Below are 15,187 nucleotides of genomic sequence, written 5' to 3' on the forward strand. Positions count from 1 at the left end.
ACTTTAAAGACAATAAAAAGCACGGCAAATGGATTCGGTATGATAAGCAAGGAAATTTAGAATATGAAGAATCATTTGAGAACGGAAAAATTAAAAAATAAACACTCACAATTTCGATAACAACGGACAAAAATAACTACTCAATATGGGGTTTATGCAAGTTGGGATTGACAAACTAAGCTTCAGCAAATTGCAAATCGGGGCAAGACGGATGAGCATTCAGCCCCATATCGCTATCAGGTTCGGTTTCGGCAGACGGCATTCTCGTTGGCGGTCATTGTAAACGAACACCACAGAGCTGATGCAATACAAAGCAATAAAACCCTGTGTAGAATTAGAGTCCTTTATCCAATCCGATCGGGAACTGAAAGGGCCTGAACACGGCAGACAATGGGAACGAAATTTTAAAACATACATGACGGTTTCACCAAAAGAATATTCAAACACAACTTTAATTTGTCGTTTTTCCAAAGCAGAAATGGGTGTTCTGTATTAATTTTGAAAAAAATTAAAATAAAAGACAAATGCGTAAATTATTACTTTTCATTGCCACAAGTTTGGACGGTTACATTGCAAAACCTAATGACGATCTGAGCTTCTTGAAAGTAGTGGAAAAAGAAGGCGAAGATTATGGTTATGCGAAATTTATCTCAACGATTGATACCATTATTATTGGCAGGAAAACATATGATTATGTGCTTAAAGAAATCGGTTCTTCTCATTATGATAATGGAGAAAGAGACGTATACGTGATAACAGGAACCCCAAGGACAGGTGTTGGCAAAATACAGTTCTACACCGGAAATCTAACTGAATTAGTACACAAACTAAAAAGCGAAAACGGAAAGAATATTTATTGTGACGGAGGGGCAGAAATAATAAACGAACTTTTAAAAAATGACTTGATTGATGAATGCACTATTTCGGTTATTCCAATACTGGCAGGTAATGGAACAAGACTGTTTAAAGAAGGAAGACCTGAGCAAATGCTGGAATTTGTGTCTGTAAAAACATTTGATACCGGGTTAACACAATTGCATTACAAACGTAAAAAATAAACAACGAACCTCGAACGCCCGGCTTTCTTCAGGCGGGGCGGTACGTAGTGTAACCGGCTAATTGCAGTTCTGTGAGAACGTAGGGGTGAAAATGCCCTGCGTGACTTGATTAACGGGTATTGTAATAAATGACACCTCAACAAAACAGCCATGCAAATAAAAAAGGGAACTTTAAGAACTTGCGGCAAGGGGCATGAATACTATAAAAGCAGCGACTGCCCAACCTGCCCGGTTTGTGAAGCAGGGAGAAAACCTCAAAACGGATTTTTATCTTTACTTCCGGCGCCTGCAAGAAGAGCATTAGAAAATAACGGAATAACTACATTGAAACAGCTTTCAAAATTCAGCGAAAAAGAATTAATGCAGTTTCACGGTTTCGGAAAGCATTCAATCCCTAAACTTCGGACAGCATTGGAAAAAGAAAATCTGGCCTTTAAGAGATGATAAACGAGTTTCATTTATTTTAGCATTTAAGTATTTCCATACATTCAGCCATACAGGGCAGTGGTAAAGTTTGACAATCATGTCAGAACATGCCAAATGAAAAAAAGTATTCTATTTTTATTTCTCCTGTTTATAATTGTACCCCACGGATTTTCTCAAATCAATCCTGCTATTGATGTTTTTCCCGAAGGCACAGTTTTGAAGGGTAACATACCGTGCAACGCAGATACCCTGCAAAAGGTAAGTTGCCGTTAGTGATTCTGATACATGGGGATGGTTGGTTGGTCAATGATAAATACGCCGGCCTTGGTTATATGAAAAAGACGGTAGCGGAAAATAGTTGGCAGCGGCTTTGCCCTGGCTTCTATTGATTACCGGTTCAGTACACAGTCCGTTTTCCCTGCCCCGATACAGGATTGCAATCGTGCCGTTTCATTTTTATATGATAATGCTGATAAGTACGGGGTTGATAAAAAACGCTTTGCCGTTATGGGTTTTTCGGCAGGCGGACATCTGGCTTTATTGCCGGGATTATTTAAAAACAAAGATGTTGAAGCATTTTTTTATGCCAGGTAGCAGCAAACCGTTTAGCTTCTGATTATTCATGGCCAAAAAGATGAACTGGTTTCTCTAAAACAATCACGGCTGCCGGGTGCATGGTTAAATGTGTACGGCGTACAGAATGAGCTTATTATAGTAAAAGACGCGCCATATTTTGGAAGCATGTTCAATATAAATGAGGTAAGAAATAAGGTCATGCGTTTTCTTAAAGCGCAACTGAGTTAAAAGATATTCGCCTCGTTTAGCGGTTACCCGGGCAAATCAAAGTTCAGCGGAACGGTATATGAAAACATGGCAAACTACCCTGCACGGCAGGAAAGGCTAACAAAACATTTCCTTACGCCATCGCTTTCCTGTTTACCTCGTTGACTATAGTGTTGTATACCACGAATGCACGAATTATTAATTGGGCTCTCCGTTATGGTATATTTCGCAGTGGCAGATGCGTTTCTGTCTATCAGTATAGCAACAATTTGAAATGTAACCATGCGTACAGCCAATATTATGTAATTTCGCCGTTCGTATGAAGACAAAAACACTCCGGAAAGACAAGGTGAACATCATTACCCTTGGTTGCAGTAAAAATGTGGTAGACAGCGAAGTATTGAGCGGGCAACTGATGGCTAATGATATTAATGTGGTACACGAAAGTAAAAAAAGCGACCACAATATTGTGGTGATCAATACCTGCGGGTTTATAGATAAGGCCAAGGAAGAATCCATCAATACCATCCTTGATCACGTAAACCTTAAGAAGAAGGGAAAGTTGGATAAGGTATACGTTACCGGTTGTTTAACCGAACGCTACCGGCAAAACCTGGAAGAAGAGATTCCCGAAGTAGACGCCTGGTTTGGCACCATGGAACTGCCATTGATCTTAAAAAAATTTGAAGCTGATTATAAAGCGGAATTAGTTGGTGAGCGCTTATTAAGCACCCCCGGCCATTACGCCTATATGAAAATATCTGAAGGCTGCAACCGTACCTGCTCTTTTTGCGCTATTCCCTTAATGAGGGGGCTGCACGTTAGTAAGCCGGTGGAGCAATTAGTGGCGGAAGCGGAAGGGCTGGTGCGCAAAGGCGTTAAAGAAATTATGCTGATAGCCCAGGAACTTACTTATTACGGGCTGGATATTTACAAAAAAAGAGAATTGCCGCGCTTATTGCATGCACTGGCAGATGTGAAGGGATTGGAATGGATCCGCCTGCATTATGCCTATCCCTCCAAATTTCCCCTGGAAATTATAGACGCTGTGAAAGAAAGACCCAATATTTGCAATTACCTTGATATGCCTTTGCAGCACAGCAGCAACAAGATGCTGAAGGCCATGCGGCGCCAGATTACGAAAGCCGAAATGGATGATTTAATAGGGGAGATCAGGAGCCGCATTCCGGATATTTGCCTGCGTACTACGCTCATTGCCGGTTTTCCGGGGGAAACGGAAGCCGATGTGGACGATATGAAAGGTTTTTTGCAGCAGCATCGTTTCGACAGGGTAGGCATTTTTACGTATTCGCATGAAGAAGGCACTTCGGCTCATGCGCTGGAAGATAATATTCCTCATGCGGAAAAAGAGCGCCGGGCACAGGAAATAATGGAAGTGCAGCAGGAGATCAGCTACGAAAAAAACCAGGAGAAAATAGATAAGGTTTTTAAAGTACTGGTAGATAAAAAAGAAGCCGGCCGTTATTTGGGCCGTACCGAATTTGATTCGGTTGAAGTAGACAATGAAGTGATTATTACTGCCAGCCGTAAATTAACACCAGGTGAATTCGTGAACGTAAAAATTACCAAAGCATACGATTATGATTTGGAAGGAACCGTAGTAGAAGCTTAGGAAGCATATTTTTTGCAGCGGCTTACGATTTTATGGTAATAGAAGCCTGTTCAAATTCGGGGCAGATATATTTCATAATATAATGTGAATCTCCGGCCAAATGAACAGGCATTGAAACTGAACTATGAACCACGATCAAAAAAGAGAAGCGATTATCCTGGCGGCTGAAAAAAGGTTTGCCCATTTTACCGTAAGTAAAACCACTATGGCCGAAATAGCCCGCGACCTGGGTATTTCCAAGCCATTACTATACTATTATTTCCCCGATAAGCTGAACCTGTACGCGGCCGTTATTAACAATATTATCAGCAGGCAGCAGCAATTGGATGCTAGCGGGTTTGTTCCTGATGAAGACCCGCTGAAACATATCATCGTTTATCTTAAAAAAAGAAAAGACTTTATTCTGCAATATTATAATATTGTTGAGTTTGTTAAAACGGCCATTGAAAAATCGCCCGATGAACTGAAATCTATCTTTAATGCTGCGCGGGTATCCGAGTTTAAAAATGTGAAAACAATTTTTAATAAGGGCAAAAAAAGTGGCGTCCTTACCATGAAGGATGTAACCGCTACTACCGAACTCTTTCTCAACTGCCTGGAAGGCCTCAGGCATATATTACTCCAGCAAAACGGCGGAACCATTTTTCCCGGCAAAGAAGCATTTGAGCTGATTTTTACTAAAGAAAAAGAATTCGCAACTATTTTCCTCAAAGGTTTAATGACTTAAATAAGCAGCCTGGCTGCATAGCTGATTACCAGGGAGTTGCTGTAAAAATAACCCGGAACCATTAGAGAAAGGGGTACTGCTCCCGTTGTTTTACTACAGCAGCTTAACATTTTATTTTTTGAAAAAGTAACCGGGTTCCGGTTTTTATTCTTAATTTTGACTTTTAAATCAAAATAGTCAAATGGTAAAATAGTCAGCTTTAAATGAAAACAGGAATATCCATAAAACAGGAAAGCATTATTGAAGTGGCTTTAAAGCGGTTCATTCATTTTGGATTTGGTAAAACCACTTTTACCGATATCGCCCGTGATTTAGGCGTTTCCCAGCAAAACCTGTATTATTATTTCCCCGATAAAAAAAAGCTGGTTGCGGCTGTAATGAATAGTGTGATAGCGGAATATATGGAGCGGCTGACCCGTATGCTTTCCGAAAAAAAATCGCTGGCAGAAAAAATGAAGGGGCTGGTTGCGGCCAAGGAATTTTTTTTTGAAAAGTACTATATGCTTTCTGCCGACCATGCGCAGGAATTTTTTTATAACCACCAGGAACTGGCGGAACTGATGGAAGACCTCAAAAAAAGACAACAGCAATTAGTTGAAAAGGAACTGGAAGCGGCCATGCATACCAGAGAAATTAAAGCGGTGAACATTCCCCGTACAGCTTCCCTTTTGCTGGATACCCTGGCGGCTATGCAGGATGTATTGCGCTGGCGTATTATGATCCCCGATCATACAGCCATAGCTGAAGTATTTAAAAATCAAAAAGAATTGATTGCCATTTACGTGGCAGGTCTTAAGTCGTGCACATGCGGCAATTAATTATAGGCAAAGCAGAAAACAAACCTGTTATTATTAAATCAAAAAAATGAAACCAAGTAAACGTACCGTAAACATTCCGGTAGCCGGCCATATTGCAGCGGCGTATCCTGGCTACCGGGTAAGCACGCACATAAAACGGGGCTTATTGCTGCTGGTGTTAGTGTTATACTTTTTTAAAGGAGTAAAGGCCCAGGATACCGTTAAAACGCTCAGCCTGAAAGAAGCGCTGCAAATGGCCCTGCAGGCAAATCAAACAGCCCGTAAGGCTAAGCTGGATATTGAAAACAGCGTATACCAAATTGATGAGGTACGCGCCGGCGCTTTACCCCAGGTTAATGGCAGCGGTAATATTACCTATAACCCGCTCCTGCAGCAAAGCGTTCTTCCGGGCGATGTGATTGGCCAACCGGGAAAAGCCCTGCTGGTGAGTTTTGGTCAGAAGTGGGTATCTGCAGCGGGTATCAGTTTAACCCAGAGCTTGTTTGATCAGTCTTTATTTACCGGCTTAAAAGCTGCTAAGGGTGCAAAGGAGTATTATGAGCTTAATGGCCAACTGGCCGAAGAACAGGTTATTGAACTGGTGGCAACAGCATATTACAATGTGCTGGTGCAGCGTCAGAAAATTGGAGTAATTGACAGCACCATCAGCAATATTAAAAAATCGGAGGCTATCATTAAGGGGCAATATGAAAGCGGGCTGGGCAAACAAATTGATGTAGACAGAATTGCAGTAAATATCGCTAACCTGGAAAGTCAAAAACTGCAGTTGCACAATGCCGTTGTTATAATGGAGAATCAACTGAAATATGTAACAGGTATAAATATCCGGCAACCCATTCAGCTTTCGGCTGTTGCATTACACCAGGTACAGCCGGAAGCGCTGGAATTACAGTCAACGCTTGATATTGACGGACGTACCGAATTTCAGGCGCTCAAAAAACAGGAAGAACTACTGCATTACCGGAAAGCGGCATATAAAGCCGAATATTATCCATCTCTTTCTTTATCGGGTAATTACAATTACCAGGGTATGGGCAACAGGTTCCCTGTTTTTAAAGGACCAAACCAGGGTGTAAACTGGTTTGATTACAGTAGCGTGGGCGCATCGCTTAAGATACCCCTTTTTAATGGTGGGGCTACGCGTTCCCGCGTCAGGCAGGCAGATGTAAGCTTAAGAAAATTAAAGGAAGATATGGCGCAAACCAGCCTTGCCCTAAACCTGTCTTTTGAAAATGCAAAAATCCAGATCAATAACAGCGTCATCATCTTAAATAACCAGAAAAAGAATGTGGAACTGGCGCAGAAAGTATATCGCAATACCCAAAATAATTACAACCAGGGCTTAGCCTATTTAACCGACCTGCTTCAGTCGGAAAACGCGGTTACAGAAGCGCAGAACAATTATTCTGCCGCTTTGCTGGATTATAAACTGGCCGAAGTACAATTAATAAAAGCGCAGGGAAAACTTAAAACATTACTCAACTAAATCAATACTATTCTTTATGAGCAGCAAAAAAATTATGCGCACCCTTACCACCCTTGTTATAATCGCGGCGGCATTTGCCGGAATAAGCTGGGTGCTTACTAACAATAAAAAGAAAAACGATGAAAAAACGGCTATCGTGGCCCGGCGCAATACGGAGGTTGCCGTTAAGGTGGCAACTGCTGAACAAAAATCTGTAAATATGGATTTTACAGCCAACGGAAATTTTACGCCGGTTCAGCAATTGAACTTCGCTTCGGAAACTGCGGGCAGGGTTATTCATGTGCTGGTGAAAGAAGGTGAAAAAGTAAAGAAGGGGCAAACGCTTGCCGTAATTAAAACCGATGGGCTGCATGTGGATTTACAAAGCGCGGAAGAGCAGTATCAAAATGCGCTGCGGGATAAAAACCGGTTTGAAAATGCTTTTAAAACAGGTGGTGTAACGCGGCAGCAATTAGACCAGGCAGAGCTAACATTGAAAAATGCGGCGTTTCGTGTAGCGCAGGCTAAAATAAAAATTACAGATGCCAATATACGCGCCTCTATTAACGGAACAATCAATAGGCGGTTTATTGAACCCGGCGCTGTGTTAAACCCGGGTACGCAGTTGTTTGAACTGGTAGATGTTTCGAAGCTTAAATTAAAGGTTCAGGTTAATGAAGCGCAGGTTGCGCAATTGAAAACAGGAGATAGGGTTCAGGTAAAAGTGAGTGTTTTTCCCAACAAGGTTTTTGAAGGTGTGATTGGTTTTATTGCAGCCAAATCAGATGACGCGTTAAACTTTCCTGTGGAAATTGAAATGACCAATACCACAGGCGCCGGGGTAAAAGCCGGGATGTTTGCTACGGCTATGTTTCATTTTCCTGCTGCAGCTACATCGCTTGTTATACCAAGAACCGCGTTTACCGGCAGTGTGAGCAGCAACCAGGTTTTTGTGCTCACTAATGAAGGTACAGCCCGTTTACAGCAGGTTGTTGCGGGCAGAATTACAGGAAACGAAGTGGAAATACTTAGCGGACTGCGTGAAGGAGATAAGGTGATTATTAGCGGACAGGTAAACGTAAGCAACGGGTCTAAAGTTGCAGTAATACAATAATCCGCAGAAATAACTACCTGTTGCGTAAATAATAAATCTATAGGCCACAGCAGGAAACATTTTAAAAATAACAGGATGAAAATTGCAGAAATATCAATAAAACGGCCTTCCCTGGTTATAGTACTGATACTCGTACTAACATTGGGTGGCATATTATCTTATCAGTCGCTGAACTACGAGTTACTGCCCAAATTTTCGCCGGCTGTAGTATCGGTTACTACCATATATCCGGGAGCATCACCGGGAGAAGTGGAGAATACCGTGTCAAAAAAAATTGAAGACGCGGTATCCTCCATGGAGAGCATTAAAAAACTTGAAACGAAGTCATTCGAAAGCCTCTCCATTGTCATCATCACATTAAACAGTGGCGCCGATGTGGATTACGCGTTAAATGACGCGCAACGGAAAGTAAACAGTATTTTAAAGGATTTGCCGGATAATGTAGATCCTCCTTCCCTGAACAAGTTTTCGCTGGATGATTTACCGGTGATGACGCTTTCCGCTTCTTCCACGCTGAATGAAACCGATTTTTTTGACTTGATGGATAAGCGAATTGCTCCCGTTTTATCCAGGGTGCCCGGTGTGGCAAAAATTACTTTAATTGGCGGGCAGGAAAGAGAGATACAGGTTAGTGCAGATGCCGCGAAACTGGAGGCTTATGGTTTATCGTTATTGCAGGTGCAGAACGCGGTGCTTTCCGGCAACCTCGATTTCCCTACCGGTAGCGTACAAACGCGGGAGAGCGATATACTGATCCGCTTATCCGGTAAATACCAATCGGTTGATGAATTAAGAAACCTTGTAGTGGCCACCGGCAAGCAGGGAGCGCAGATCCGTTTAAGCCAGGTGGCGGATGTGCAGGATGCACAAAAGGATGTTGAAAAAATAGCCCGTGTAAACCAGCAGAGCGCCATTGCCCTGCAGGTAATAAAACAATCGGATGCCAATGCCGTAGCCGTTAGCAAATTAATTAAAGAAAACATTTCAAAGCTGCAGACCAATTATAAGCAGTCGGGTTTAACGATGTCGGTTGCCAACGATAGTTCTGACTATACCCTGGAATCAGCCAATGCGGTAATATTCGACCTGGTATTGGCCATTATCCTGGTAGCTTTTGTTATGTTGTTCTTTTTGCATAGTGTAAGAAACGCGTTGATAGTGATGGTGGCCATTCCTGTATCCCTGATCGCAACGTTTATTGGCATGTACCTGCTGGGGTACTCGCTTAACCTGATGTCGCTGCTGGCACTTTCGCTGGTAGTAGGTATATTGGTGGATGATGCTATTGTGGTGCTGGAAAATATATACCGCCACATGGAAATGGGTAAGAACAGGGTAAGGGCAGCGTATGATGCCACAAAGGAGATAGGGTTTACCGTTACCGCCATTACGCTGGTAATTGTAGTGGTGTTTTTGCCTATAGCGCTCAGTTCGGGTTTGGCCGCAGATATCCTGAAAGAATTTTGTATAACCGTGGCAATTGCTACCATGCTTTCCCTGGCCACATCCTTTACCATTGTTCCCTGGTTGTCGTCCCGTTTTGGAAAGCTGGAAAAAATTACCGGGAAGAATTTATTTGGGAGAGTTATACTCGCGTTTGAAAGCGGGTTGGAAAAATTTACCCAATGGGTATCGGGAATATTAAAATGGAGTCTTGCGCATAAAAAAACTACGCTTGTACTGGTGTTTAGTTTGCTCATTGCTTCCTTTGGCCTGGTAGGCGGTGGTTTTATTGGAGCAGAGTTTTTTGCCAAGAGCGACAGGGGTGAATTTTTGGTACAGATAGAACTGCCGAAAGATGCTTCCATTGAACAAACCAATGCCCTGTCGCAAAAGGCGGAGGACTACCTGCGCGGTAAAAAAGAGATTATACGGTTGATTACAACAGTGGGACAATCCAGCGATGGTATGGGGGGCACACAGGCAACTCCTTACAAGTCGGAGATTGCTGTGCAACTGGTACCCAAAAATCAGCGGGCAGACGATGCTAATATTTATGCTGCAAAAATGAAAATGGAGCTGGAGCCCGTGTTAACAGGCGCCAAAGTAAAAACAGTGCCTGTAAGTATACTGGGGTCGGCAGAACGGGCGCCCCTGGCTTTGGTAGTTACTGGTCCCGAACTCGACAGCATTATGGTATATGCCAATGAGGCAATGGATGAGCTGAAGAAGATTAAGGGCGCTACGGAAATGAAATTATCTGTAGAGGCAGGTAATCCTGAAATTGAAGTGCGGGTAGACCGTGATAAGATGGCCGCGCTGGGCCTTACGCTTTCTACAGTAGGCGCTACCATGCAAACCGCTTTTAGCGGTAATACCGATAGCAAGTTCAGGCAGGGAGAATACGAATACGATATTAATATCCGTTACGGAAGTTTTGACCGCAAAAACATCCGGGATGTTAAGCAGTTGCTTTTTATTAATGATAAAGGAAACCAGGTACGCTTAGAGCAGTTTGCCAGTGTAAAAGAAGGATCGGGTCCCAGCCAGTTAGAAAGACGGGATAAAAGTACTTCGGTAACGGTAGAAGCGCAAACGGTGGGTAGGCCAACCGGTACTGTTGCCGCGGAGTGGCAGGCCGCATTGGATAAACTGTCGCGGCCTACAGGTGTGAGTTATGTATGGAGCGGGGATATGGAGAACCAGAGTGAAGGCTTTGGTTCGATGGGCATTGCCCTGATTGCAGCCATATTTTTGGTATATTTTATTATGGTGGTTTTATACAACAGCTTCGTTTATCCGTTAGTGGTATTGTTTTCTATTCCATTAGCCATTATTGGAGCGTTACTGGCACTGGCGCTTACCAATAACTCTTTAAACCTGTTTACCATTTTAGGATTGATCATGCTGATTGGCCTGGTAGCTAAAAACGCTATTATATTAGTTGACTTTACCAACCAGCGTAAGGCGGAAGGCGAAAGCACCTACCAGGCATTGATAGATGCCAACCATGCCAGGTTACGTCCTATTTTAATGACCACCATAGCGATGGTAATAGGAATGATGCCGATAGCCCTGGCCAGCGGTGCCGGTGCGGAATGGAAGAATGGATTGGCATGGGTGATCATAGGCGGTTTACTGAGTTCTCTTTTCTTAACCCTTATTATTGTGCCTGTAATGTATGCTGCATTTGATGGCATTATAAGAAGAGTGAACAAAGGCAAAAAGCCACAGCCTGTTACGGAGCTTATGGTAGCACCCTACGGGGAAGCGCAAATGATTATAGAGAATGATCATGAGCCTCACATAGCTGGTCATGTTACATTATAGGAAACCTATTTTACGTATGCTTATCCCGGTGGTTGTATTACTGCCGGGATTTTTTTGCTTTGTTATTCCAGGGTTTTGGGAGCAAAAGCCTCCTGGCGGTGCTGAACTTACCGCACCTTGCAGATAAAACCCCCGTTCAGCAGCGAAGGCTTGTTATACAGGAACGGTTTCCCGTCAATCGTTGTCATAACAGCGCCGCTGCTTTCGGCAATAGCCTGGCCGGCTGCCGTATCCCATTCCATTGTTGGCCCATGACGGTAATAGATATGCGCTGCGCCTTCAGCAATGCTGCAGAATTTCAGCGAACTGCCGGCAGCTATATGGCTAACAACAGGGTAAGCCCGCAAAGCTTCATCCTCTCCGGCGCTTGCATGCGACCGGCTTCCGATAGCAGTCCATTCGGTAGCCGCTTTGTCTGCACTAAGCTTTGTGGCAGCTTCGCCACCCCTTTTGCTCCAGCTTCCGAAAGCAGCGCATCCGGTATACAATGTTTTATAAACCGGCGCATAGATAATGCCCAATACCGGCCTGTTAATGTGAATCAGCGCGATATTGACAGTAAACTCATCACGCCTGAAAATAAATTCTTTGGTTCCGTCAAGCGGATCTACGCACCAGAAATATTCATAATGCCGCCTTTCTTCATAGGGTATATCAGCACCTTCTTCCGAAACAATGGGCACCGTGTTATCAATGTCAGCTAATCCGTGTACAATAATATCGTGCGCTTGTTTATCCGCAATAGTCAGGGGCGTATGATCGCTCTTTACAGACACTTTAATTTTTTCTCCGGAATGGTATATGTCAAGTATCGCTTCTCCCGCTTTAACCGCAATATCAGACACCTGCTTTATCAGTGTTTCAGTGATGTTCATTATACTATTTTTCCCTGCTTTTAATGGCGTTAATGATCTGCAGTTGGGGCTGCCTTTTTTCAATATCCGATTTTGGCGCCGTTTGCATAAACTGTTTTTTGAGCTGTGTGTTTTCTTTGTCGTACCGCTCTATTGCTGCTTTGCTAACCAGCAATTGGTTAGCAACCGGGCTGTACAGCGGATAGCCAAGTTCCGTGAGCGTATCTTTGGCAATCCATTCAAATAGTTCAATTTCTTCCGCTGTCAGCTCTTTCAAAAACTTTTGTGTATTATCTTTCATAATAGGCTTCTCCAAATTCTTCCACATATCTCCGGATGCGGCAGCCCGTTTTGAAGTATCGGATTCGTAAAATTTCAGCATCTTTTCATGAAACGAAATATCCAGGAAGCTGCACAGCGACCTGATGGAGTCTTCCGGCTTGCTCACCAATGCTTCATAGTTCAGCAGGTATACGCGCTCTTTTCCATAGCTGTGATAAAGATCAAGGCAGATATCCTGCTCTTCCTTCCATTGTTTGGCAAGATGGTATATATGCTTATCGCCTACAATCGCTTTTTTAAAGGATAAAGCTACATCCCTGCCATCCCTGTATAGAAATATATATTTCAGGTTCAGTCCGTACTGTTCCATCGCTTTTGAATAAAAAAGGTTCTGCATGCTTTTGCAGCACCAGTAACGGGCATGCTTGCTTTTGGCCGCCTGTTCATATATCAGCCTGAAGGCTTCGAAGAGGTGGTATTGAGCAGACATTTCAAATAATGCCGCTTTATCAAAAGAAACATTTTCCCAGGGAACAGGGTTCGCGATTGCATAATCAACCATATCACTTATGAGTAAACGGTAACGATCGGCATTTAGCGGCTCATACAATGGCATCAGCGGCATAAACATCATAAGAAAATGCGGCGGATGCGGCGCTGCTATTTCGGGGCTTTGTTCCAGTATCACTCTCAGCAGGTTTGAACCCGAGCGCTGTGTGCCAATAAATTGAATTCCGGGTAACGACATAGTTTATTATTTTGAAAAATACCAGGTAACATATCCTGCTAACGCGGAGGAAAGGATAATATATACCGGGCTTACTTTATACCTGAACGAAGCGATAAAAGAAATAACGGTAATAGCAGCAAGCGGAACACCCCAGGTTACCTGTTGTGCTATTTTTACTGCCGCGCCTATAATTAATCCTATCACAACAGCTTTCACTCCGGCCAATATTTTTTTGGTAAGGACATGATGCTTTAGCCCCCCGTACAGCCTCGACACCAGGATCATTAGTATAGCCGAAGGCGCAAAAATAGCAATGGTAGCCAATACGGCGCCTATAACGCCTGATAATTTATAACCTATAAATGTGGCGCTCACCAGTATGGGGCCGGGTGTTGACTGGCTGAAGGCTATGGCATCAAGGAACTCCTGGTTGGTAAGCCAATGCATTTCAGTAACAAAAAGATTTTGCATAATAGGTATCATCACATAGCCTCCGCCAAAAAGCGTGAGGCTGATGCCACCAAAAACCAGGATCATCTTAACAATGATATTATGGGTATACTGCTGCGCATTGCTTATAAAAAGCAGCATCATACTTCCGAGCCCCGTTAATGCCGCAAGCGAACTTTTGCTGAGCCCGAACACGGGTTTTTGAGCCGGTGTGCTGTTGCTTTCCGCAAGGTTTTTTTTTCCGTCTATATTAAGCCACACCCCCAGCATTCCGCCGGCAGTAATGAAGGCCATAGTGAGCAGGAAGCTGTTGGTGAGTATAATGCCTGCTACACTCAGTATACAAATAATGATTTTGGCCTTGTTGTCTGTAAGCGATTTGGCAAACAACTGGAAACCGGTTGAGGCTATAATTGCGCTCACCGCACCGGTTACATAATACATCACTTCTTTAAACTGCTGGTGGTAGCCGAATTTGAAATACGCCCAGCTAAGCATAAGCATAGCAGTGCAGGCTGGCAATATTACCCCGGTCATGCTCACCACTGCACCCATTCGCTTTCTCAGGTCGTACCCGATATAGGCCACAACATTAACCGCCATAGGGCCCGGTAATAAGCTGGCAATACCTACCGCGTCAAGTATGGTTTCATTCTTAAGCCTTTTGTCCCTGTCTACCATTATATTTTTGATAACAGCTACCAATGCCATATTTCCTCCAAAAGAAACCATGCCTACTTTAAGAAAAGTGAAGAAAAGATAGGTGAGCGATGCAACACCTTCCTGTTTGCTGTTTGGGGATTGTTCAGTTATCATGATACATTTACGGCATGTTATACGCTTGTTGCGGATTCGGGATGCAAAACGCAAGATAGTGCTGTTTTACAAAGTAAGGTAATGCCTGGCTCATACAAGTTCACAGCAAATGAATACCGGTCAGCCAGGTTGTATAAGCGGCAGTATGTGGCTATATACCTTCTCCATACTCAGGTAAGCTGTTTCGTTGTCGGTATGAACGGTCAGTTGCGCATACACAGCAGGTTCGAACGCAGCACCAATGCCGGTAAAATCGCTTATCTCATTGTTACGGGCTTTTTTGTACAGGCCTTTTACATCGCGTTCCTCGCATACCTGCAAAGGACAATCCACAAAAACTTCATAATAGGCATCACCTGTTATTGACGCTGCCAGTGCCCGCAGTTGCTGTAGTGGTGTTATAAAAGAACAAATCACAACAATATTTTTTTGAACAAGCAGGTTGGTGAGTTCTGCTGCGCGGCGAATATTTTCTGTACGGTCGGCCTCGCTATAACCGAGATCTTTATTCAGTGTTTTTCGCAATTCATCACCATCAAGCACTACAACAAAATAATTTTCCTCTGTTAACTTTTTCTCCAGCAAAAGAGCAATCGTGCTTTTACCGGAACCTGAAAGCCCGGTGAGCCAGATTGCCATTCCCTTCTGTTGCAATAAGTTTTCATTTTCCTTCGGGAAAAAAGGATTGGAAGATGCTATATCTTCTATCAATTTCATCGCTGCAAATTCCAATGGTTCCGTTTTTTAATGTTTGAAATTTT

The 15,187-nt window shown here is 43.3% G+C and carries 15 protein-coding genes; 10 read left to right on the forward strand and 5 right to left on the reverse strand.

Annotated elements, in window-relative coordinates; translation table 11 throughout:
• Window positions 1-524 precede the first annotated feature (524 nt).
• From VL121_RS01935 to VL121_RS21625, 4 genes are all read left to right on the forward strand, one after another.
• On the forward strand, window positions 525-1,058 hold the full coding sequence (locus tag VL121_RS01935; protein WP_325401594.1) for a dihydrofolate reductase family protein: 534 nt from the start codon (window positions 525-527) through the stop codon (window positions 1,056-1,058).
• Window positions 1,059-1,208: 150 nt separating this feature from the next.
• Window positions 1,209-1,502: an RNA polymerase alpha subunit C-terminal domain-containing protein gene (locus tag VL121_RS01940; RefSeq protein WP_325401596.1), complete on the forward strand. Its 294-nt coding sequence runs from the start codon at window positions 1,209-1,211 to the stop codon at window positions 1,500-1,502.
• A 215-nt stretch (window positions 1,503-1,717) separates the two neighbouring features.
• Window positions 1,718-1,873: a hypothetical protein gene (locus VL121_RS21620; protein ID WP_414635393.1), complete on the forward strand. Its 156-nt coding sequence runs from the start codon at window positions 1,718-1,720 to the stop codon at window positions 1,871-1,873.
• Window positions 1,839-2,078, forward strand: a complete 240-nt coding sequence (locus tag VL121_RS21625) for an alpha/beta hydrolase fold domain-containing protein (RefSeq protein WP_414635394.1) — start codon at window positions 1,839-1,841, stop codon at window positions 2,076-2,078. Before VL121_RS21620 ends, VL121_RS21625 begins: the two co-directional genes overlap by 35 nt.
• A 284-nt stretch (window positions 2,079-2,362) precedes the next feature.
• Here the strand turns inward: VL121_RS21625 and VL121_RS01945 are convergent, their stop codons facing one another.
• Window positions 2,363-2,551, reverse strand: a complete 189-nt coding sequence (locus tag VL121_RS01945) for a hypothetical protein (protein WP_325401598.1) — start codon at window positions 2,549-2,551, stop codon at window positions 2,363-2,365.
• Between the two features lie 35 nt (window positions 2,552-2,586).
• On the opposite strand from VL121_RS01945, the gene rimO reads away from it, so the two are divergent.
• The 6 genes from rimO (at window position 2,587) to VL121_RS01975 (ending at window position 11,294) form a co-directional block, all read left to right on the forward strand.
• Window positions 2,587-3,900 carry a 30S ribosomal protein S12 methylthiotransferase RimO gene (gene rimO / locus VL121_RS01950; protein ID WP_325401600.1) on the forward strand — a complete coding sequence of 438 codons (1,314 nt, stop codon included), beginning with the start codon at window positions 2,587-2,589 and terminating at the stop codon, window positions 3,898-3,900.
• A 124-nt stretch (window positions 3,901-4,024) separates the two neighbouring features.
• Window positions 4,025-4,627 (forward strand): TetR/AcrR family transcriptional regulator, encoded by a 603-nt coding sequence (locus tag VL121_RS01955; protein ID WP_325401602.1) that lies wholly within the window; start codon window positions 4,025-4,027, stop codon window positions 4,625-4,627.
• Between the two features lie 203 nt (window positions 4,628-4,830).
• Window positions 4,831-5,445, forward strand: a complete 615-nt coding sequence (locus VL121_RS01960; protein WP_325401604.1) for a TetR/AcrR family transcriptional regulator — start codon at window positions 4,831-4,833, stop codon at window positions 5,443-5,445.
• 46 nt (window positions 5,446-5,491) lie between these two features.
• Window positions 5,492-6,931 (forward strand): TolC family protein, encoded by a 1,440-nt coding sequence (locus VL121_RS01965; RefSeq protein ID WP_325401606.1) that lies wholly within the window; start codon window positions 5,492-5,494, stop codon window positions 6,929-6,931.
• 16 nt (window positions 6,932-6,947) lie between these two features.
• Complete coding sequence (locus VL121_RS01970; protein WP_325401608.1) at window positions 6,948-8,024, forward strand: efflux RND transporter periplasmic adaptor subunit; 1,077 nt, start codon at window positions 6,948-6,950, stop codon at window positions 8,022-8,024.
• A gap of 75 nt (window positions 8,025-8,099) precedes the next feature.
• The gene (locus VL121_RS01975; RefSeq protein WP_325401610.1) at window positions 8,100-11,294 is read left to right on the forward strand and encodes an efflux RND transporter permease subunit; all 3,195 of its coding nucleotides are present in this window, start codon (window positions 8,100-8,102) and stop codon (window positions 11,292-11,294) included.
• A 107-nt stretch (window positions 11,295-11,401) separates the two neighbouring features.
• Here VL121_RS01975 and cysQ read toward each other — a convergent pair whose 3' ends face one another.
• The 4 genes from cysQ to cysC form a co-directional block, all read right to left on the reverse strand.
• Window positions 11,402-12,169 carry a 3'(2'),5'-bisphosphate nucleotidase CysQ gene (cysQ, locus tag VL121_RS01980; protein WP_325401612.1) on the reverse strand — a complete coding sequence of 256 codons (768 nt, stop codon included), beginning with the start codon at window positions 12,167-12,169 and terminating at the stop codon, window positions 11,402-11,404.
• Between the two features lie 4 nt (window positions 12,170-12,173).
• Window positions 12,174-13,178: a sulfotransferase family protein gene (locus tag VL121_RS01985; RefSeq protein ID WP_325401614.1), complete on the reverse strand. Its 1,005-nt coding sequence runs from the start codon at window positions 13,176-13,178 to the stop codon at window positions 12,174-12,176.
• Window positions 13,179-13,184: 6 nt separating this feature from the next.
• Window positions 13,185-14,426 carry a chromate efflux transporter gene (chrA, locus tag VL121_RS01990; RefSeq protein ID WP_325401616.1) on the reverse strand — a complete coding sequence of 414 codons (1,242 nt, stop codon included), beginning with the start codon at window positions 14,424-14,426 and terminating at the stop codon, window positions 13,185-13,187.
• A gap of 120 nt (window positions 14,427-14,546) precedes the next feature.
• Complete coding sequence (cysC, locus tag VL121_RS01995) at window positions 14,547-15,158, reverse strand: adenylyl-sulfate kinase (protein ID WP_325401618.1); 612 nt, start codon at window positions 15,156-15,158, stop codon at window positions 14,547-14,549.
• Window positions 15,159-15,187: the final 29 nt, after the last annotated feature.

The sequence above is a fragment of the Agriterribacter sp. genome (genome assembly GCF_035497235.1).
Lineage (GTDB): Bacteria > Bacteroidota > Bacteroidia > Chitinophagales > Chitinophagaceae > Agriterribacter.